The organism is Rhodococcus sp. NS-SX18, assembly GCF_057367935.1.
Map to the genome: position 1 here is coordinate 1,572,999 of NZ_CM170633.1, position 19,932 is coordinate 1,592,930.

Here is a 19,932-nt window from a genome sequence, read left to right on the forward strand (position 1 = left end):
TGCGGGGACCGGTCGGCGCTCGTGCGGGCGCGGGCGGCCGGCTGTCGCCGGTGACGACTACCCGCGCACGACGGGGTCCAGCCGGAAATGCGCAGGGCTGGAGCCGAACCGGCGACGAAACGCGCGGCTGAAATGCGACACGTCCCGGAACCCGACGTGGACACTGATCGCAGTGACGGTGAGATCGGTTTCCAGCAGCATCGTTCGGGCACGGCCGAGCCGCACCTCGTACAGCCACGTGCGGGGCGTCGTTCCCGCCGCGCTGAACAGTTTGTGGATGTAGCGCAGCGACATTCCCAGTTCCGTTCCGATCTCGGCGAGCGTGTGATCGGGATCGTGCAGGTACCGGATCATGCTGGCCTGGACCTTGCGCAGGTCGTCCGCGTGTGTCCGCATCGTGGCACTCAGCGGAGTCGCCCGGTCGCTGATCGCGGTGACGAGCAGATCCAGCGCCGCGGCGGCCACCGAATCCGAGGTGCCGCCGGACAACGGGGTCTCGGTGGCGGCCACGTCGACCAGAAAGCGCGACACCAGCCGTCCGATGCCGGACTGTCCCGAAATACCGTGGCCCGTCACGCTCTCCACCACGTCGAGCGGCAGTCGGGACGTGAGTTGCCGGCGCGGCGCCCGCAGTACGATCTGCTCGAATTCGGTTGTGCCGTCTACGACGAACGGTGTCGACGAGTCGACGATCCCGAAGGCGCCGTTCTCGAGAATTGCCGTCCGCGGCCCCTGGGTCAGGATGGCGGAGCCCTGCGTGATCAAGCACAGCAGGAAGTCGTCGTTGGGGTCCGAATCGATCATTGCGGGGGTCCGCATCACCGTGTGCGGATCGGCGCGCACCACGCTCACGATCAGCTCGCCGATCGGGCGAGCGATCAGATCGGCGGCAAACCGGTCGCTCGACCGGGACCAGTCGACGTCCATCTCACAGTAGGTCCGGTCCAGCGTATCCGCCCACCGCGCACGGCCTTCGGCGGATTCGAGTTCACGAACGCTCAGCGCCACCGGTCGGCCGGGCTCCGCGGTGCGCGGCGAGTCATCCTTCGGTGCACTGTCGGTCATGTTCCTGCTCACCTCCGCCTCCTAGTGTTCCAGATCACAGGAACTCGGCGGGCGGACGATACCGCGACACGCACCGTCTGCGCGACCCCCGACCGTGTCCGCCGCGCGAGCCGACGACAGGAGAACGACATCATGACCACCACCCATACCTGGATCGACGAGATCACCATGGAGGAACTCGATCGCGACCCGAATCCGATCTACGAACGCCTCCGCCGTGAAGCCCCGGTCGCGTACGTGCCGGCCGTCGGCATGCATGTCGTGGCGACCCGCGAGCTGTGCCTGCAGATCACGCAGGACCCGCAGGCGTGGTCCACCGTGATCGCCCCCTCTGGCGGACGGACGTTCGGCAAGGGAACGGTCCTCGACTCCAACGGCGAGCAGCACCGCAGGATCCGGGAGTGGATCGATCCGCAGCTGCGCCCCACCGCCGTCGACACCTACGTCGAGGCCCTGGTCCGGCCGCAGGCTCGGCGGATCCTCGAGGGCATCGAAGACCTCGGAGCCGTCGACATCCAGGAGGCATACTTCGCGCCGGTCAGCGTCCGCGCCGTCGGCGACCTCATGGGCCTGACCGACGTCCCGTCCGAGACGCTCGTGCGCTGGTTCCAGACGCTCGCGCTGTCCTACGGCAACGCCGCGGTCGACGAGCACGGGAACTTCGCTGATCCGGCACCTTTCGAGGCCGGCGACCGCGTCAAGGAGGAGATCGTCGCGACAGTCGACCCCATGCTCGACCACTGGACCAGCCACCCCGACCACACCCTCATCTCCCACTGGCTGCACGACGGGATGCCCGAGGGGCAAGTGCGCGATCGCGCCGAGATCTACCCGAACATCTACGTGTTCCTACTCGGCGCTCTCCAGGAGCCGGGACACGTCATGACGACCACCCTGGCAGGATTGCTGCAGCACCCCGACCAGCTCGAACGGGTCGTCGACGATCCGGCCCTCGTGCCGCGCGCGATCAACGAGGGCGCGCGGTGGGTGGCGCCGATCTGGAGCGCCGCGGTGAAGGTCGCGAACCACGACGTCACGATCGGCGGCGTCGACCTGCCCGCCGGCACACCCGTGATACTTGCCTACGGTTCGGCGAACCGGGACGAGACCGCATGGGAGAACCCGGAAGCCTACGACGTGGATCGCCCGGTCGTGCCGCACCTCGCGTTCGGCTCCGGCAACCATGCCTGTGCCGGAACCTACCTCGGCACCGCGATCGTCCGCATCGCACTCGAGGAGCTGTTCGAGGCGATCCCGAACATCGAGCCCGATCCCGACCACGCGCCGGACTTCTGGGGCTGGACCTTCCGCGGCCCGCAGGGATTGCGTGTGCGGTGGGAGGTGTGACGATGGAACATTCGGTGACCGTCTCGGACGGCGAACAGCCCTTTCGTGCCGCAGCGAACCGTTCCGTCCTCGAATCCGCGCTGCGGGAGAACCGGTGGCTCCCGCATGCCTGCTCGCAGGGCACGTGCGGCACCTGCAAGATCCGCGTGCTGTGTGGGGAGGTCGACCACGGGCGGGTGGACGACGCGGTCCTTTCCGAGGCGGAACGTGCGAGCGGGCTCGCGCTGGCCTGCCAGGCGAGCCCGCGCACCGATCTGACCGTCGCGCCGTTGAACGAGGCCGCGCCGGTCGGCCCGAGGCATCCGTTACGCGACCACACCGGCACCGTGCTCGAACTGGCCGACATCGCCCGGCGCACCCGCCGGCTCGTCGTGGAGCTGGACGAGCCGATGGAGTTCTCCGCCGGCCAGTACGCCGAGCTGATCGTGCCGGGGTCCGGTGTGGTGCGTCAGTATTCGATGGCCAATCCGCCCTTCGAGTCGCGCCGGCTCGAGTTCCACGTCAGGAAGGTCGACGGCGGACTCGCGACGGAGGGGTGGATATTCGGCTCGCTTCGACCGGGAGACCGGATCGAGCTGCGCGGGCCACTGGGGCAGTTCGCGCTCGTTCGCCCGCAGGGAGAACCGGCCATCCTGATCGGCGGTGGGACGGGGCTCGCCCCGCTGAAGTCCATTGTCCGCCATGCCCTCTCCGAGGATCTCGTCCCGAGCATCGACCTGTACCACGGTGGGCGGGGACAGGAGGACCTGTACGACGTCGACTTCTTCCGGGCACTCGAGGCCGCCGATTCCCGATTCCGCTACCACCCCGTGCTCAGCGAAGAGCAGTGGGACGGCGCCACCGGTATGGTCACCGACGTCGTGCTCGACGACTTCGCCAGTTGCCGGGGGCGCAGCGCGTACCTGTGCGGACCACCCGCCATGGTCACCGCGGCGGTCAAGGCGCTCAAACGCCGACGCATGGCGCCCCGCTCGATATTCAAGGAAGAGTTCACCGTCGGCGCCGCGCCGCCGGCGATGTCGCCGGCGTGACCGCGGCCGGGTGTTCGGGTTCGTCCCGGGCACCCGGCCGTTCGCCGGTCAGTGCCGGTGGCCCGGTGGGCGGTCGGTGTTTCCCTTCCGGTACTGACCGGGGCTGGAGCCGAATGCGGCGCGGAACGTCCTACTGAAGTGCGAGACGTCCCGGAAGCCCGCGCATTCGCTGACCTCCGCGACGGACATCTCGGTCGTCAGCAGGTGCTTCCGTGCGCGTTCGAGGCGCGCCTGGTACAGCCACGCCCGCGGGGTGGTCCCGGCCGCGCTGAACAGTTTCTGCACGTTGCGCAACGACATCCCGGCGTCGGCTGCGACGTCCGACAGCGTGAGCTCGGGATCGTGCAGCTTCTGTTCGATCACCCGCTGGACGCGGGTGAGATCCTCGGTGCGATGCAGTTGCGCGGCGCTGGTCGCGAGCGGACCCTCCGCGAGGGCGGTGGCCAGCATGTCGACGGCCGACGAGGCGAACGACACCGCGGCCCCCGGCGAGATCGGAGCCGTCGTGGTCGAGAGGTCGACGAAGAATCGGCCGACCAGTTCGCCGGCCCCGGTGTCGCCGCCCATCGACCGGGCGGTGCCGTGTTCGACGATCCTGCCGGGTAGACGTGAGGTGAGCAGCTCGGCGGGGGACCGCACCACGATCTGCCGGAACGGAGCGGGGGAGTGGAAGACGAACGGTGCGGAGCAGTCCAGCAGCGCGAATCCCCCGCGCTCGAGAACGGTGGCTCGACCGGACTGCTGCACCTCGACGTGACCCTCGGTCACGATGCACACGAGGTAGCCCGTCCAGGTGTCGGAGGCGATCATCTCGGGTGACCGCACCACGGTGTGGGCGTCGGCGCGGATCGTGCTGATGTGCAGGTCCCCGAAAGGCCGTCCACCCCATTCGGCGTCGAAGTGCTGCCGCGGATCGGGCCACGCCACGTCCATCTCGCCGTAGAGCCGCTCGAGGGTGCTCGCCCACTGCGTGCGGCCCTCGCGCGTGTCGAGTTCCCGCGTGCGCAGTGAGACGAGGGCGGGCGCCGCTCCGTTGCGCGCAGAGTCACCCGATTGTTCGCGCTCAGCCATGTTCCAGCACACCTCCACCTTCTAGTGTTCCAGATCACAGGGACTTGGCGTCCGGAACGATATACCGACATCGCGCCGAAAGCGACATCCGAGAGCGGATCCCCAATCCGGGCAACGCAATCGGTGTCGACCGCGTCGCAGCACGGTGCCGGTCGATCCCGCCGGTCTCCGATACGACTCTCCACCGCCCGAGACCAGGAGTGAACACCATGACGACCTCAGCGATCATCGGCGCCGCAGTCGGAGCGCCCAACACCGTCCGGCCTATGACAGGCGACGAGTACATCGAGTCGCTCCGCGACGGTCGCGAGGTGTACTTCCGTGGTGAGCGGGTCGACGACGTCACCACGCACCCGGCCTTCCGTAATTCGGTCCGGTCGGTGGCACGGATGTACGACGCGATGCACAAGCCGGAGGCCAAGGGCATCCTCACGGTGCCGACCGACACCGGCAACGGTGGCTTCACCCATCCGTTCTTCAAGACGGCACGCAGCGCCGACGACCTGCTCCTCGCCCGCGACGCGATCGCCACGTGGCAGCGCGAGGTGTACGGCTGGCTGGGACGCTCGCCCGACTACAAGGCGTCGTTCCTCGGCACCCTCGGAGCCAACGCCGACTTCTACGGCGAGTACAAGCAGAACGCCCTCGACTGGTACAAGAAGTCCCAGGAGCGGGTGCTCTACCTCAACCATGCGATCGTCAACCCGCCGATCGACCGCGACAAGCCCGCCGACGAGACCGCCGACATCTGCGTGCACGTGGTCGAGGAAACCGACGCGGGCCTGATCGTGTCGGGCGCGAAGGTGGTGGCGACCGGTTCGGCGATCACGAATGCCAACTTCATCGCGCACTACGGCCTGCCGCTCCGCAAGAAAGAGTTCGGCCTGATCTTCACCGTCCCGATGGATTCACCGGGGCTGAAGTTGTTCTGCCGTACGTCCTACGAGATGAACGCCGCCGTCATGGGTACGCCGTTCGACTACCCGCTGTCGAGCCGATTCGACGAGAACGACGCGATCATGGTGTTCGACCGGGTCCTGGTTCCGTGGGAGAACGTCTTCGCCTACGACGCCGAGACGACCAACGGGTTCGTCATGAAATCCGGGTTCATGTCGCGCTTCATGTTCCACGGCTGCGCCCGTCTCGCCGTGAAACTCGACTTCATCGCCGGTTGCGTGATGAAGGCGGTGGAAATGACGGGCTCGGCCGGATTCCGCGGGGTGCAGATGCAGATCGGCGAGATCCTCAACTGGCGCGACATGTTCTGGGGACTGTCCGACGCGATGGCGAAGACGCCCGATCCGTGGGTCGGCGGGGCCGTGCAGCCGAACCTGAACTACGGACTGGCCTACCGCACCTTCATGGGTGTGGGCTATCCGCGGATCAAGGAGATCATCCAGCAAACTCTCGGCAGCGGTCTGATCTACCTGAATTCCCATGCGAGCGACTGGGGCAACCCCGACATCCGGCCGTACCTCGACCAGTACGTACGCGGGTCGAACGGCATCGCGGCCATCGACCGCGTCAAGCTGCTCAAACTGCTCTGGGATGCCGTCGGCACCGAGTTCGGCGGCCGGCACGAGCTGTACGAGCGCAACTACGGTGGCGACCACGAGGCCGTGCGGTTCCAAACGCTGTTCGCCTACCAGGCTCAGGGCCTGGACAACCAGCTCAAGGGCTTCGCCGAGCAGTGCATGTCCGAATACGACATCGACGGCTGGACGCGCCCGGACCTGATCGGGAACGACGATCTGAAGATCGTCCGTAGCTGAACGGAGCGAGACGATGAGGAGCACTGCCGTGGCCGATCTCGAGGTCACTCCACTGCACATGCGGAAAGCGCTGGGGCGGTTCGCGAGTGGCGTCACCATCGTCACCACCGCCGAGTGCGAGGACGAGGCTTCGGTGCACGGGATGACCGCCAACGCCTTCACCTCGGTGTCGCTCGATCCGCCGCTCGTGCTCGTGTCGATCGCCAACCGCGCCAGAATGAACGAGCGGATCCGGGAGACCGGGCGGTACGGCGTCTCGATCCTCGCCGGGGACCAGGAACCGTTGTCCCTGCACTTCGCCGGGGCGGCGCACCAGCCGGATCTCGTCCGGTTCGTGTGGCGCAAGGGCGTGCCCCTGCTGGAGGGCGCACTGGTGCACCTGGCGTGCACCGTGGTCGACTCCCATCCCGCGGGGGATCACACCCTGCACGTGGGCCGGGTGGAACGGCTCTGGTACGACGACGGGCACCCGCTGGTGTTCTACACCGGCACCTTCCGGTCACTCGAACTGCAGGGCAGGGACGACCCCTGGGGCTTCTGAGCGGAGCAGGACAGGGTGGCCGCGGCGGATGTCGCGGCCACCCCGCCCGCCTGTGCGGCGGCATCGATCAGCGCCCTGTCGGCGCGGCCGGATATCTGGTTCGCTGGAGGGACGCGACGGCAGGTGGGCGCATGGAACGGTTGAGCGCACAGGACGTGATGACCCTGTGGCCCGACGAGGCGGGATGGCAGCAGGACATCGGTCTCGTCGCGGTCCTCGACGCGGGGGACGGCGACGATCCGGACGGACGGATGCTGCTCCGATCCGTCCGGGAGATCGTCGAAGGTCGGTTGCCGCTGGTGCCGCGCCTGCGTCAGGTGGTGCATATTCCCCGGTGGGGGCAGGGGAGACCGTTGTGGGCGGACGCAGCGGACTTCGACCTGCACCACCACATCCGTGCGGTGGCGGCGGGACAGGGCGGGGAGTTGTTCCCGGTCGTCGAATCGATCCGGCGGAGCCCGCTCGACCGGTCCCGGCCGTTGTGGGAGCTGTGGGTGATCCCGGGATCCGGGGCGCATGCACCCGCGGTCTATCTGCGGATTCATCATGTGATCGCCGACGGTCCGGCGGGGGTGGCGATGCTGGGGCTGCTCCTCGACGCTGCTCCGGACGTGCCGCTGTCGCCCGCGCCGCCGTGGCGACCCGCGCCGGTTCCCCGTGCGCGCACGCTGGTCGTCGACAACCTGCGCGGACGCTCGGCCGCGGCGTTCCGGGCCGTGGCGGCCCGGGCGCACCCGGGAACGCCCGTGCCCCACCTCCGGGACTCCTGGTCCGCGCTGCGACGGACCCGGCGCGAAGGGCGAGCGCCGCGCACCAGCCTGAACCGGCGGATCGGGTCGGAGCGCCGCTACGCAGTGGTGCACACCGACGTCGAGGTGGTCCGCGCGATCGCACATCGGCACGGCGCGAAGATCGACGACGTGCTGCTCTCGGTCTTCGCCGGGGGCTTGCGTGAACTGCTCTGTCGTCGAGGGGAACCGGTCGACGGCGTCGTGCTGCGGGCGGTGGTGCCCGTCTCGCTGCACGGGTCGCGGCCGGGGCCGGCTCGTGGAAACCTGCTCGGGCAGATGATTGTTCGGCTCCCGCTCGGTGTCGCCGATCCGCTGCGCCGGTTGACGTCGATCGCCGCGGACACAGCCGTTCGGAAGCGGCATGTCCGTCCGAGGGCAGGCGCGGTGGTGACCGGCCGGGTCGTCCGGCGGATCGCCCTGCCGATGCTCGCCCGGCAACGGATGACGAACACGTACGTCGCCGACGTGGTCGGTCCGCCCACCCCGCTCTACCTTGCCGGGGCGCGGGTGCGCGAGATCGTGCCGGTGGTGGCGCTCATGGGCAACATCGGCGTCGGTGCGTGTGCTTTCTCGTACGCCGAGCGGTTCGTGATCACCGTCGTCGGCGACGGTGTCGTGTGTCCCGAGGTGGACGTGGTGGCTCGCGGAATGGAGGAAGAACTGCGGGCGCTTCGCGGTGAAGGCGAATGAGGGATGGCGTCGAACAGGCCGACGTGCCGGCACATTCGCTCAGGCGCCGGCGATCACCGCGCTGACTGTGCGGCTGCCGCCCGTGCCGCGACCTCGTCGGCGCGGGCGGCAGCGGCCGGGTTGCCTGCGATGGACCAGTTCACCGGATCGACTTCGACGATCTGTCCGCGCACCAGATCCCGCTGCGCCCCCAGGATCTCGACGATCAGATCGGTGAATCGCGCCGCCAGCTCCTGGCGCTGCTCGATCGGGCGTCCGGCGAGGACGATCGCGGTGAAGTAGGGGGCCGGGGTGCCGCCGTCGGCGATCACCGTTCCGGCCGTCGCGGCGTCGTCGGGGCCGTACCGGACGACGAACGCCCGCACTCGCTCGATCGGGGAGCCGAGGACCTCCGCGTAGCAGCGACTCGCGTCGGCGAGCAGCCGACGTCGTTGCCCGGCGGTGTAGGCGCCGTCGACGAGGTGGAAGTGTGCAACGGGCATTGGCGCTCCTTCGTGACATGTCGGGGGTACGGACTTATTGGACTCCGTGCCGGGTTCCGCCGTCGACGGTGAGGACGCTTCCGTGCAGCACGGCGGCCTCCGGAGCGAGGAGCATCTCCAGAGTCCAGCCGATCTCGTCGAGCGTCGGTAGCCGGCCGAGCGTGGTCTTGGCACGATAGCGATCCCAGATCTCGCCGGGGTCGCGTCCGGTCTCGGCGGCCTCGGTCTCGACGAACTTCCGCAGCCGTGGCGTGTCGACCGGTCCCGGCGCAATGGTGTGGGTGGTGACGCCCCTCGGGCCGTACAGCGCGCTGAGCTGACGCATGAGATTGAAGACTGCGGCGTTCACCGTCCCCGGCCCGGCGTCGAGCGGGCCGGGTTCGAGTCCGAGCGACCCGGCGATCGTCACGAAACGCGATCCCGGTACGAGGTGGTCCCGGACGGCGTGCAGCAGCCGCACCAGTCCGCCGACCTTGATGTTCGCGCCGACCGCGAAGTCCCCCGGCGCGATGGTGTCGGCCGAGCCGCGCACCGGAAGCCCGGCCGCGAACACGGCCAGGCGCACCGGCGCGTCGAGACGGGCGGTGATCGTGCCGATGGCGCTGTCGTCGGCGATGTCGGCGACACACGGAACGATCAGATCGTCCTCGGTCGCGAGCTTGTCGAGGTCCTCGGCGTTTCGGGCGACCGCGACGACGCGCAGCCCGCGTCGGACCAGGCGACGGGTGAACTCGGTGCCCATCGCGCCGGTCGCACCGACGACGACGCACAGTGAGGGTGAGGCCATGTCTGTGCTCCTTGATTCGCGGGTGTAACCGCCATGGAGACGCGAGATCGGAATTCGCCCACGCATCGTCGTGGGCGAATTCCGATCCGGCGTGCATATCCGTTGGTCCTGGACTTTTCAGCCGCGCAGTCGGAGGGTGACTGCCCGCGGCTCGGTGAAGAAGTCGCGGGAGTACTGCCCGCCCTCGCGTCCGAGGCCGCTGGCGCCCTCGCCGCCGAAGGGCAGGCGCAGGTCGCGTTCGAAGAACGTGTTGATCCACACGGTGCCGGCCTTCCAGCGGGCGGCCATCCGGTGGGCCCGGTCCAGGTTCTGGGTGAACAGCATCCCGGCCAGGCCGTAGGGGGAGTCGTTGGCGATGCGCAGGGCCTCCTCCTCGGTGTCGAATCCGAGGACGGTCTCGACGGGGCCGAAGATCTCCTCGCGCGCGGTGCGGGAGTCGTTGGTCAGGCCGGTGATGACCGTGGGCGGGTAGTAGAACCCGGCGGCGCGGGCGTCGTCGGTGAGGCGGGCACCACCGGTGACGACCTTGCCGCCCTCCTCTTGGGCGAGTTCGACGTAGCCGTGCACCTTGTCGAGGTGGCGCTGCTCGATGAGCGGACCGAGGAAGTTGGCCGGGTCCTTCGGGTCGCCGACGGTGAGCCTGTTCGCCTCCTCGGTGAACCGGGCGAGGAACTCGTCCATGATGCTGTTGTGCACCAGCAGGCGGGACCCGGCCAGGCACACCTGCCCGTTGCCGCCGAAGATCGCGCGGATCGCCATCGGCACGGCGACGTCGAGGTCGGCATCGGCGAAGACGATGTTCGCGGACTTGCCACCCATCTCGGCGGACACCGGGGTGTGGTTGGGCGCGGCGGCCTGCAGGATCTTCACGCCCGTGGCACTCGAGCCGGTGAAGGTGATCCGATCCACGCGCGGGTCGGAGGTGAGTGGCCCGGCGACGGCCTCGCCTCCGAAACCGTGTACGACGTTGAGCACACCCTCGGGCAGTCCCGCCTCGAGGGCGAGTTCGGCGAAGCGGTGCGCGGTCAGCGGGGTCTGCGGCGCCGGCTTGAGGACGGCGGTGTTGCCGAATGCCAAGGCGGGAGCGATCTTCCACGTGGCGAGCATCAGTGGCGCGTTCCACGGGCTGATCGCCGAGACGACACCGGCCGGCGGGTAGAGCACGTAGGACAGCAGGTCCCCGTCCGGGTACGCCTCGTTCGCAGCCATCGCGACGTAGTCGGCGAAGAACCGCAGATTGTGTGCCACCCGCGGGATCTCGGCGTGCAGGGACTGATTGATGCTCTTGCCACCGTCGCGGGTCTCGAGCTGGGCGAGTTCCTCGCGGTGGGCGTCGACCTTGTCGGCGACGGCGTGCAGGATCTTCGCGCGTTCCTTCGGGGACAGCAGCGGCCACGGGCCGTCGTCGAAGGCGTTGCGGGCGGCGGTGATCGCCGCGGCACCGTCGTCGGCCGTGCCCTGGGGCACGATCCCGAGCAGCGCACCGTCGTGGGGGTCCCGGGACTCGAAAGTGGCCCCGTCCGACGCCTGCCTCCATTCGCCGCCGATGAGGTGACGGACCTGCGTGACCGGTGGCGGGTTCTGGGTCTGTGTCATGGCAGTCTCCCTGGGTCAGACTCCGGCGCGGGCCGGGAGCTCGTAGGTGCGGCCGGCCAGTTCGGAGGCGACGTCGACGATCATGTCCTCCTGGCCGCCGATGACACCGCGGCGCCCGAGTTCGAGCAGGATCTCGCGGGTGGAGATGCCGAACTTCTTCGCGGCCCGCTTGGTGGGGTGGAAGAAGGTCGAGTACACCCCGGCGTACCCGAGGATCAGGGCGGTCTCGTCGACGATCTGCGGTTCGGTCATCAGTGGGGCGACGACGTGCTCGGCGGTGTCGACCAGCGGAAACAGGTCGACCCCGGTGTCCCAGCCGGCCCGCTCGAACGCGGCGGCGAGCACCTCGGTCTGGGCGTTGCCGGCGCTCGCGCCGAGTCCACGCAGCGACCCGTCGATGAACGTCGCCCCGTTCTCGGCGGCGGTGAGCGCGTTGGCGATGCCGACCCCGAGATTGTTGTGGGCGTGGAATCCGATGTCGGCGGAGACGGCCTGGCGCAGGGCCGCGACGCGCTCCCCGGCGTGCCGGGGCACCATCGCCCCGGCGGAGTCGACCACGTACACGACGTCGGCGCCGTACGAGTCGAGCTTGGCGGCCTGCTCGGCGAGCGGCGCGGGCTCGAGCTTGTGGCTCATCATCAGGAACGTCATCACGTTCAGGCCCTTGTCCTTGGCCCACTCGACGGGCTGCTGGGCGCAGTCGGCCTCGGTGCAGTGCACCGCGACGCGCACCGTTGTGATGCCGGCGTCGATCGCGCCCTGCAGTTCGGCGAGGGTGGCGATGCCCGGGACGTACAGCACCGCGATGTCCGCATTGTCGACGGCGTCGACCGCGGCGCGCACATATTCGGGGTCGGTGGCGGCGGCGAAGCCGTACTGGATCGAGGAGGCGCCGAGCCCGATGCCGTGCGCGACCTCGATGGTGGGGATCCCGGCCCGGTCGAGACCGCGGGCGATGTCGGCGACATTGCCGGGGGTGAACTGGTGCGAGACCGACGACATGCCGTCGCGCAGGGTGGTGTCGACGAGGGTGACCTTGCGGCGCCCGCCGGCGGTGTGGGTGGTGTCGGTGGTGCTCACTGGGCTGCTCCCTGGACGAGGTTGCGCTGCGCCAGGACGTCGGCGACCTGTACGGCGGCGGCGGTGATGATGTCGAGGTTTCCGGCATAGGTCGGCAGGAAGTCGCCGGCGCCCACGACCTCGAGCATGACGGTGACCAGGTCGCCGTCCACGTCGACGAGCCGCAGGGTGTAACCGGGAACGTACTGCTGCACCCTGGCGACCATGTCGATCACGGCGCGTTCGATCGCGTCCGGGTCGGGGTTGCGGACCTTGGCGTAGACGGTGTCGCGCATGTTCATCGGTGGCTCGGCCGGGTTGATCACCGAGATGGCCTTGGCGCGGTCCGCGCCGGCGACCTGCGCGAGTGCCCTGCCGGTCTTCTCGCTGAATTCGCTGAGGTTCTGGCGGGTGCCCGGGCCTGCGCTGTGCGAGGCGATCGCGGCGACTATCTCCCCGTAGTAGGCGTCCGCGGCCTGGTTGATCGCGTACAGGATCGGGATGGTGGCCTGCCCGGCGCAGCTGACCATGTTCAGATTCGGCGCGTCCAGGTGCTCGGTGAGGTTGACGGCCGGCACGACATACGGTCCCACCGACGCCGGAGTCAGATCGATGGCCGTGATCCCTGCCTCCGCGTAGCGGGGCGCCGCTGTGGCGTGCACCTTGGCCGAGGTCGCCTCGAACACGACGTCGGGCAGTTCGGGGCGGCTCAGCAGCCAGTCCACCCCGTCGGCGGACGTCTCCAGGCCCTGCCGGCGGGCCCGTTCGAGGCCTTCGCTGGCAGGGTCGATGCCCACCATGTACACCGGCTCGACGTGCTCCGACCGCAGCAGCTTGTACATCAGATCCGTGCCGATGTTCCCGGAACCGACGATCGCGGCTTTCAAACGACTCATCTGTGGGGCCTTCCCTCAACTCGGGGGTGATGCGGACCACGCTAGGGCGGAAGGTCTCCTCGTCGGCCACTCGTCCGGAGGTCTCGAACGCGGGACCGATGTCCCGAGTGGCGATTCGGCTATTGCGAACGGCGTGCACAGCGGGCCCGAGGTGCGCGCACGCTCGTGACGGAGAGCACAGCCGGCATCCTCGCCGGCCGGCGCAGATCAGGAGAGATCATGACGGACACGACCGCTCGTTTCGACATCGCGCACCTCGCCCGCGCGGAGCTGTTCACCCCGAGGCCGCAGGAAACCCTCGACTTCTTCACGAAGTTCCTCGGCATGTACGTCACGCACCGGGAAGGGCAATCCGTCTACCTGCGTGGGTACGAGGATCCCTACCAGTGGAGCCTGAAGGTCACCGAGGCTCCGGAGCCCGGCATGGGCCATGCTGCGCTACGCGCCAGCTCGTCGGAAGCCCTCGAACGTCGCGTCGCGTCCCTGAAGCAGGGCAACGTGGAAGGGAAGTGGAGCGAGGATCAGTTCGGCTACGGAAAGACCTTCGAATTCCAGTCCCCGGACGGCCACAACCTGCAATTGCTGTGGGAGGTCGAGAAGTACGTCGCGCCGAAGGAACTGGAGAGCAAGATCCTCTCGCGTCCGTCGAAGAAGCCGCTGCAGGGTATCCCGGTCAAGCGGATCGACCACCTGAATCTCATGTCCTCCGACGTGACCGCGGTGAAGGACTCCTTCGAGCGGCACCTCGGATTCCGCACGACCGAACGCGTGGTCGACGGCGGCGTGGAGATCGGCGCCTGGATGAGTTCGAACCTGCTCGGCCACGAAGTCGCCTGTATGCGTGACATGACCGGCGGACACGGCAAGCTCCACCATCTCGCGTTCTACTACGGCACCGGCCAGCACCTCGCCGATGCGGTCGAGATGTTCCGCGACTACGACATCCGGATCGAGGCAGGTCCCGACAAGCATGGCATCACGCAGGGGCAGTTCCTCTACGTGTTCGAGCCCGGCGGCAACCGGATCGAACTGTTCGGCGAGGCCGGCTACCTGCATCTCGATCCGGACGCCGAGACCAAGACATGGCAGATGGCCGACATCGACACCGGCCTCGCGGTCGGTGGGGCGAAGCTGCCGTGGGAAACCTACTTCACCTACGGCACCCCGAACCCGCTCGCACTCGATCAGCACATCGAGAAGTTCTCGCACTTCGGCCCGGGCGCTCCTGTCGAGGATCCCGAGGTGATCGCCGCGGAACAGGCGATCCCGGACGACATCGATCACTCCCGCGCGGTGTCCGGCTCCCCGGTGTGAGTCCTGGCGGGTGCGCACCTCTCGCGCCGGTTTCCGGCGCGCCGCGACGAGAGGTGCGCGCCTGCGTGTCAGCCGGCGTCCGGGAACGTCACCCCGAGCGCCGCGAGCTGCTCGGGATCCGACACCACCTCGATCTCGACCATCGCGTCGTCCTCGATCGTGAAGGCGAACGCCGTGCGCGGACGGCCGCCCGGCGCCCATGCGGCGCCGGGTATTCCGTCGACGAGGACCGCCCGGGCGGCGTGGGCGCGGCCGTCGAAAACCGCTGCGACGCGGCGCCCGCCACTGCGACGAGCCGCAACTGGCGGCGCTGATCGTGCAGATCCCGCTCATCAACGTGTGGAACCGGCTCGACGCAGCGGTCGAGCAGGTGGCCGGCGCGCAGGACAACCGGCGTTGCCCTCCGGCAGATATTCTGGAATGATTCCAGATAAAGCGCCGGTGGGTCGTGTTGCGGCGGCCCGGAACGAAAGGAAGTGCGCTCATGTATGCCGTCGATTCGCGTGCCGTCACGCTTCCGTCGATGGTCCTCGGCGGGTTGCGGCCGCTGTACCGGCAGATGGCCCGCGCGAACGTGCGTGGCGTGGGCTTCGTACACACCGCGGGCGCGAACCGGTTCGAGGTCCGTCTGATCGCGGCCGTGGGTGGGCCGACGCTCGAAATCCGTTCGGAGGACCGGACGGTCGTGTTCACGGTTGCGCTCACGGCGCAGTTCCGGGCGCAGCCGGAACTCGACCCGGGCAGCTACCGGCGGCTGTGCGCGATGCTGACGCCGGACGCCGCTCCGTCGTCCGGGACCGTCGTCCGGTTCCTGCAGGGTCTCGTCGCTCAGGCGCCCGCCGTCCTCTCGCGCACCGACGCCCACGCGGCCTGAGGACGCCCCGCTACGGTGTTCGGCTGCCGGGACGCTCCCCGGGGTGCATGATCGGATCGGGACCGAATCGTAGTGATGCCGGAGAAGAGGTAACGATGGCGGAGGACGGCGAGACGCGTCGATTCGGACTGCTCGGGTCCGCGATGGAGGAGTTGCTCGAGAGAACGCGCGCCGTGGCCGACGAGGTCGCGTCGCTCGGGAGCGGGGCCCTCGGGTCGATTCCCGATCCGCTGTCCAGGCCTGCCGATCGGATGCTCGCGTCGCTCCGGCAGGTGATGGAGCTGGCCCCACCGGTCTTCACCGAGTTCGACGCCCTCGTCGAGCAGCTGCACGCGCAGCGGAAGTCGGTGCAGGCGCTGCAGGCGCAACTGTCGGCGTTCGACCGTCAGTTGGAGGTCGTCGAGAAGTCGCTGGCGCCCCTGCAGGGGCTGGCTCACCAGTGGGCCCGGCTGCAGCAGACACTGCTTCGATATCCCTCCACCGGCGAACCGGAATCCGGCCCGCCGAAGTCCTGACGGACCGCGTCAGAAGTCGCCCTCGGCCACCTGGAAACACACCAGTCCCATCCGCCGCCACATCCGCACGACCTGGTCACGATCGTCGAGGACGGCGACGACCCGGTACCGGTGCCGGACGAACCGGTCGAACAGCTCGGCCTTGACGATGGAGTCCTTGCGGTTGTCGCCGGGCGCGCGCATGTGCAGTTCGGTGTAGGGCACCCGATGCTCGGCCAGCCACTGCTCGGTCTCGGGGCGGCACACCCCGTCGCGACCGGAGACGAGCACGATCGCCGGCTTCTCCGGCGATGCGGCGAACGCCGTCACCGCAGCCATCACGGCCGGGGAGAGCGAATCCTCGCCCACCCGGTGCCAGTGGTAGGGGCTGCGGTCGCTCATGTGGGCGAGCGTGCCGTCGATGTCGACGATCCACGCCGGGGGCAGCGTCGGATCCGGCACGTACGGCGCCGGGTAGGGAACCGGCTCGGCCGGCGGCCGGTGCCGCCCCTGTCGCCTCGCCCCGGTGCGTCCTTTGGGCTGCTTGGACCGCCCAAAGGACGCACCGGCGGCGCAGCCGCCTACAGCCCGGGGCGCTTGCCGATCGTCAGCGTGACCTCGCCGGTGCCGGCGAAGAAGTCGTTGCCCTTGTCGTCGACGACGATGAACGCCGGGAAGTCCTCGACCTCGATCTTCCACACTGCTTCCATACCCAGTTCCGGGTACTCGAGAACCTCGACCTTCTTGATGCAGTCCAGGGCGAGGCGCGCGGCCGGCCCGCCGATGGAGCCGAGATAGAAGCCACCGTGGTTCTTGCAGGCGTCGGTGACCTGCTGCGAGCGGTTGCCCTTGGCGAGCATGACCATCGATCCCCCCGCGGCCTGGAACTGCTCGACGTAGGAGTCCATCCGGCCCGCGGTGGTCGGACCGAACGAACCGGAGGCCATGCCGTCCGGCGTCTTGGCCGGGCCGGCGTAGTACACCGGGTGGTCCTTCAGGTACTGGGGCATGCCCTCGCCCGCATCGAGACGTTCCTTGATCTTCGCGTGCGCGATGTCGCGGGCGACGACGAGCGGGCCCGTGAGCGACAGCCGGGTCTTGACGGGATGCTTGGACAGTTCGGCGAGGATCTCCGGCATCGGCCGCGTCAGGTCGATCTTCACGGCGGCACCCTTGCCGGTACCCGACACGCCCTCGGTCTCGGCGTCGAGCTGCGCGTCGGTGATCTCGGGCAGGAAGCGGCCCGGATCGAACTCGAGCTGCTCGAGGAACACCCCCTCCGGGGTGATCTTGGCCTTCGCCTGCCGGTCGGCCGAGCAGGACACCGCGAGCGCCACCGGCAGCGACGCGCCGTGGCGCGGCAGCCGGATCACGCGCACGTCGTGGCAGAAGTACTTGCCTCCGAACTGCGCACCGATGCCGATCTTCTGCGTCAGCTCGAAGACCTTCTTCTCGAGTTCGAGGTCGCGGAAGCCGCGGCCGGTGATCGCACCCTCGGTGGGCAGCTCGTCGAGGTAGTGGGCCGAGGCGTACTTCGCGGTCTTGAGGGCGAACTCGGCGGAGGTCCCGCCCACCACGATGGCGAGGTGGTACGGCGGGCACGCGGCCGTGCCGAGCGAGCGGATCTTGGCCTCGAGGAACTGCATCATCGAGTCCGGGTTCAGGATCGCCTTCGTCTCCTGGTACAGGTACGACTTGTTGGCCGAACCGCCACCCTTGGCCATGAACAGGAACTTGTAGGCGTTCTCGTGGCCGGCCGCCGTGTCGGCGTAGAGCTCGATCTGCGCCGGCAGGTTCGAGCCGGTGTTCTTCTCCTCCCACATGGTGAGGGGAGCGTTCTGCGAGTACCGCAGGTTGAGCCGGGTGTAGGCGTCGTACACGCCGCGGGCGATCGCTTCCTCGTCGTCGCCGGGGGTGAGGACGTGCTGGCCGCGCTTGCCCATGACGATCGCGGTGCCGGTGTCCTGGCACATCGGCAGCACTCCGGCAGCGGCGATGTGGGCGTTCTTCAGGAGATCCAGCGCGACGAACTTGTCGTTGTCCGATGCTTCCGGGTCGTCGAGGATGCTCGCGAGCTGCTTCAGGTGATCCGCCCGCAGATAGTGCTGGACGTCGTGCAGCGCGGTCTCGGTGAGCAGGCGCAGCGCCTCGGGCTCGACCTGCAGGAAGGTGCGGCCGCCCGGACCTTCGACGGTCGACACCCCCTCGGTGGTCAGCAGCCGGTACTCGGTGGGGTCTTCCCCGATCGGCAGCAGGTCCTCGTAGAGGAAGTCGGCCATTTCTTCTCCTGAACTGTCCTGGACAGCGGGGCTGATGTTCGGGACAAGGTTAGTCCCGGCAACGGGACGCTCCGACGCCGGGGCGTGTGACGCAGGCCGCCCCCTTACCCATCGTGACCTGCGTCACTGCGAAATTCGGCCGTCGGTGTGGCGCCGGTCATGGTCGCCGCGGCGGGCAATCCGTACACTGGTATGGATGGTTCGTACGGCACAGGAACGGGTACTCGGGCGAGACCGCTACCGATCGATCCGACAGCGGGGGTTCGAGAACACATGACTACCGAGACCGTGCCGACGACGGCACGTGCCCACCGCGGAGCGCTCCGCGGTTTCCATGCCTGGGTCGATGTCGCCGTCGTGGTGGTCGTCCTCGTCGCCACCAACCTGATCGCGCACTTCACCACCGTGTGGGCCAGCATCGCGACGGTGCCCGCTGCGGCGCTGGTGCTCGTCGCGCTGATGCGCCGTCGGGGCATGCGCTGGTCCGAACTCGGACTCTCGCCGCGCCACTGGCGCGCCGGCTCCCTCTACGCCCTGGCCGCCGTCGGCGTCGTGCTGGCCGTGATCGCCGTCGGAGTGGCGTTGCCGCTCACTCGGCAGTTCTTCCTGTCCGACCGCTACGCCACGATCTCCGGCGCGCTGCTCGCCTCGATGATCGTGATTCCACTGCAGACGGTCATCCCCGAGGAACTCGCGTTCCGCGGCGTGCTGCACGGCACGCTCGAACGCGTCTCCGGTGCGCGCGGAGTGTTCGCCGCCGGGTCACTGCTGTTCGGCCTGTGGCACATCGCCTCGTCCCTCGGGCTCACGAACGGCAATCGCGGCCTGAGCGGCATCCTCGGCGGCGGCCTGTGGGGGCAGGTACTGGGCATCGCCGGAGCGGTCCTGGCCACCGCCGCTGCCGGGTTCGTCTTCACCTGGCTGCGCCGCCGCAGCGGGAGCCTGATCGCCCCGATCGCCCTGCACTGGTCCCTCAACGGTGCCGGGGCGCTGGCCGCAGCCCTGGTCTGGCACGCCACCCTGAACTGACCGCCCGAACGGGCCGCCGGCCCACCGGCGCCGCGGTACCGTGCGCTGATGGCACTCGCGGTCTGCCTGGTCTTCGACGCCGCCGCCCGGCGCGCCCTGCAGCAACTGTGGGCCCGGCTCGAAGACCTCGGGGTGCCGACGCTGCTCACCCATACCCACGGCCGGCACGTGCCGCACCTGTCGTATGCGGTGTTGCGCAGCTACGACGTCGAGGACGTGACGGCTGCGCTCGCGACGCTCCCCGACGGTGGACCGCTGACCCTCCACTCCGACGCGCTGGGCGCCTTCCGGCGCGGACGGGTCTGGCTCTCGCCGGCGCCCACCGCCGATCTCCTGCGCCGTCAGCAGCGCGTGGTCGACACCGTCACCGCCGTCGGCGCGGACCTGCACAAGCACTACCGGCCGGGCGTATGGACCCCGCATCTGACCCTCAGCCCACGAGCCCGGCTGGAGGATCTGCCGCGGGTGGCCGCGGTCGTGTACGACGTGCTGCCCCTCGAGACGGTCGTCTCCGGCGCGGCGCTGATCGACACCACGACGGGGGAGCGGCGGCCGCTGCGCCGCGTCCCGTGACCGGCGGTGCTCACTCCTCGGGGTTCTCCACCCACTTGCCGTACGGCGGGGGGCCCTCGCTCATGATCTGCACCCCGAAGTGCGGGGCGTGCTTCCACACGTAGCCGTGCAGGGTGTGTTCCTCCGACGTCTGCGTGTTGACGAGGACGAGGTCTCCCGTCGCTCGCTCCTCGAGGGAGAACCCGCTGTCCGGGCCCTCGAGTACCCACCACTTCGTCTTGCTCATGATCGATGCCTCCGG

The 19,932-nt window shown here is 68.9% G+C and carries 21 protein-coding genes; 11 read left to right on the forward strand and 10 right to left on the reverse strand.

Translation table 11 applies throughout. The features are described 5' to 3' along the window. Window positions 1–57 precede the first annotated feature (57 nt). Window positions 58–1,065 carry an AraC family transcriptional regulator gene (locus AC2IPW_RS07380; protein ID WP_486376587.1) on the reverse strand — a complete coding sequence of 336 codons (1,008 nt, stop codon included), beginning with the start codon at window positions 1,063–1,065 and terminating at the stop codon, window positions 58–60. Window positions 1,066–1,197: 132 nt separating this feature from the next. Here AC2IPW_RS07380 and AC2IPW_RS07385 point away from each other — a divergent pair, with 132 nt between their 5' ends. Beyond that, window positions 1,198–2,412: a cytochrome P450 gene (locus tag AC2IPW_RS07385; RefSeq protein WP_486376588.1), complete on the forward strand. Its 1,215-nt coding sequence runs from the start codon at window positions 1,198–1,200 to the stop codon at window positions 2,410–2,412. Between the two features lie 2 nt (window positions 2,413–2,414). Then, window positions 2,415–3,443, forward strand: a complete 1,029-nt coding sequence (locus AC2IPW_RS07390; protein WP_486376589.1) for a 2Fe-2S iron-sulfur cluster-binding protein — start codon at window positions 2,415–2,417, stop codon at window positions 3,441–3,443. Window positions 3,444–3,491: 48 nt separating this feature from the next. On the opposite strand, the gene AC2IPW_RS07395 is transcribed toward AC2IPW_RS07390, so the two are convergent. Then, window positions 3,492–4,514 (reverse strand): AraC-like ligand-binding domain-containing protein, encoded by a 1,023-nt coding sequence (locus tag AC2IPW_RS07395; protein ID WP_486376590.1) that lies wholly within the window; start codon window positions 4,512–4,514, stop codon window positions 3,492–3,494. Between the two features lie 209 nt (window positions 4,515–4,723). On the opposite strand from AC2IPW_RS07395, the gene AC2IPW_RS07400 reads away from it, so the two are divergent. From AC2IPW_RS07400 to AC2IPW_RS07410, 3 genes are all read left to right on the forward strand, one after another. Next, the gene (locus tag AC2IPW_RS07400) at window positions 4,724–6,286 is read left to right on the forward strand and encodes a 4-hydroxyphenylacetate 3-hydroxylase family protein (protein WP_486376591.1); all 1,563 of its coding nucleotides are present in this window, start codon (window positions 4,724–4,726) and stop codon (window positions 6,284–6,286) included. A 13-nt stretch (window positions 6,287–6,299) separates the two neighbouring features. Then, entirely contained in the window at window positions 6,300–6,827 is a 528-nt protein-coding gene (gene nphA / locus AC2IPW_RS07405) for an NADH-dependent flavin reductase (RefSeq protein WP_193788743.1), read from the forward strand. A 131-nt stretch (window positions 6,828–6,958) separates the two neighbouring features. Then, the gene (locus tag AC2IPW_RS07410; RefSeq protein ID WP_486376592.1) at window positions 6,959–8,308 is read left to right on the forward strand and encodes a wax ester/triacylglycerol synthase domain-containing protein; all 1,350 of its coding nucleotides are present in this window, start codon (window positions 6,959–6,961) and stop codon (window positions 8,306–8,308) included. A 53-nt stretch (window positions 8,309–8,361) separates the two neighbouring features. Here AC2IPW_RS07410 and AC2IPW_RS07415 read toward each other — a convergent pair whose 3' ends face one another. From AC2IPW_RS07415 to AC2IPW_RS07435, 5 genes are all read right to left on the reverse strand, one after another. Then, window positions 8,362–8,790 carry a tautomerase family protein gene (locus AC2IPW_RS07415; protein ID WP_486376593.1) on the reverse strand — a complete coding sequence of 143 codons (429 nt, stop codon included), beginning with the start codon at window positions 8,788–8,790 and terminating at the stop codon, window positions 8,362–8,364. 34 nt (window positions 8,791–8,824) lie between these two features. After that, window positions 8,825–9,577 (reverse strand): SDR family NAD(P)-dependent oxidoreductase, encoded by a 753-nt coding sequence (locus tag AC2IPW_RS07420; RefSeq protein ID WP_054372373.1) that lies wholly within the window; start codon window positions 9,575–9,577, stop codon window positions 8,825–8,827. Between the two features lie 117 nt (window positions 9,578–9,694). After that, window positions 9,695–11,173 carry an aldehyde dehydrogenase gene (locus AC2IPW_RS07425; protein ID WP_416063067.1) on the reverse strand — a complete coding sequence of 493 codons (1,479 nt, stop codon included), beginning with the start codon at window positions 11,171–11,173 and terminating at the stop codon, window positions 9,695–9,697. 15 nt (window positions 11,174–11,188) lie between these two features. Continuing rightward, window positions 11,189–12,253 carry a 4-hydroxy-2-oxovalerate aldolase gene (gene dmpG, locus AC2IPW_RS07430; RefSeq protein WP_371384318.1) on the reverse strand — a complete coding sequence of 355 codons (1,065 nt, stop codon included), beginning with the start codon at window positions 12,251–12,253 and terminating at the stop codon, window positions 11,189–11,191. After that, complete coding sequence (locus AC2IPW_RS07435; RefSeq protein WP_416063069.1) at window positions 12,250–13,128, reverse strand: acetaldehyde dehydrogenase (acetylating); 879 nt, start codon at window positions 13,126–13,128, stop codon at window positions 12,250–12,252. Before AC2IPW_RS07435 ends, dmpG begins: the two co-directional genes overlap by 4 nt. Window positions 13,129–13,347: 219 nt before the next feature. Here AC2IPW_RS07435 and AC2IPW_RS07440 point away from each other — a divergent pair, with 219 nt between their 5' ends. The 4 genes from AC2IPW_RS07440 (at window position 13,348) to AC2IPW_RS07455 (ending at window position 15,831) form a co-directional block, all read left to right on the forward strand. Beyond that, entirely contained in the window at window positions 13,348–14,442 is a 1,095-nt protein-coding gene (locus AC2IPW_RS07440; RefSeq protein ID WP_054372370.1) for a VOC family protein, read from the forward strand. A 65-nt stretch (window positions 14,443–14,507) separates the two neighbouring features. Continuing rightward, window positions 14,508–14,756, forward strand: coding sequence for a hypothetical protein (locus AC2IPW_RS07445; protein WP_450119858.1), 249 nt, complete (start codon window positions 14,508–14,510; stop codon window positions 14,754–14,756). A 170-nt stretch (window positions 14,757–14,926) separates the two neighbouring features. Next, the gene (locus tag AC2IPW_RS07450; RefSeq protein ID WP_450119857.1) at window positions 14,927–15,316 is read left to right on the forward strand and encodes a hypothetical protein; all 390 of its coding nucleotides are present in this window, start codon (window positions 14,927–14,929) and stop codon (window positions 15,314–15,316) included. Between the two features lie 95 nt (window positions 15,317–15,411). Then, complete coding sequence (locus tag AC2IPW_RS07455) at window positions 15,412–15,831, forward strand: hypothetical protein (RefSeq protein ID WP_450119856.1); 420 nt, start codon at window positions 15,412–15,414, stop codon at window positions 15,829–15,831. A gap of 9 nt (window positions 15,832–15,840) precedes the next feature. Here AC2IPW_RS07455 and AC2IPW_RS07460 read toward each other — a convergent pair whose 3' ends face one another. Together AC2IPW_RS07460 and AC2IPW_RS07465 are read right to left on the reverse strand one after the other, a co-directional pair. Next, complete coding sequence (locus AC2IPW_RS07460; protein ID WP_003936039.1) at window positions 15,841–16,272, reverse strand: phosphatase domain-containing protein; 432 nt, start codon at window positions 16,270–16,272, stop codon at window positions 15,841–15,843. A gap of 119 nt (window positions 16,273–16,391) precedes the next feature. Beyond that, the gene (locus AC2IPW_RS07465; RefSeq protein ID WP_054372367.1) at window positions 16,392–18,089 is read right to left on the reverse strand and encodes a fumarate hydratase; all 1,698 of its coding nucleotides are present in this window, start codon (window positions 18,087–18,089) and stop codon (window positions 16,392–16,394) included. Window positions 18,090–18,362: 273 nt separating this feature from the next. Here AC2IPW_RS07465 and AC2IPW_RS07470 point away from each other — a divergent pair, with 273 nt between their 5' ends. Beyond that, complete coding sequence (locus AC2IPW_RS07470; protein ID WP_003936041.1) at window positions 18,363–19,118, forward strand: CPBP family intramembrane glutamic endopeptidase; 756 nt, start codon at window positions 18,363–18,365, stop codon at window positions 19,116–19,118. Between the two features lie 48 nt (window positions 19,119–19,166). Continuing rightward, complete coding sequence (locus AC2IPW_RS07475; protein ID WP_003936042.1) at window positions 19,167–19,691, forward strand: 2'-5' RNA ligase family protein; 525 nt, start codon at window positions 19,167–19,169, stop codon at window positions 19,689–19,691. 10 nt (window positions 19,692–19,701) lie between these two features. On the opposite strand, the gene AC2IPW_RS07480 is transcribed toward AC2IPW_RS07475, so the two are convergent. Next, the gene (locus AC2IPW_RS07480; RefSeq protein WP_003936043.1) at window positions 19,702–19,917 is read right to left on the reverse strand and encodes a hypothetical protein; all 216 of its coding nucleotides are present in this window, start codon (window positions 19,915–19,917) and stop codon (window positions 19,702–19,704) included. Window positions 19,918–19,932 lie beyond the last annotated feature (15 nt).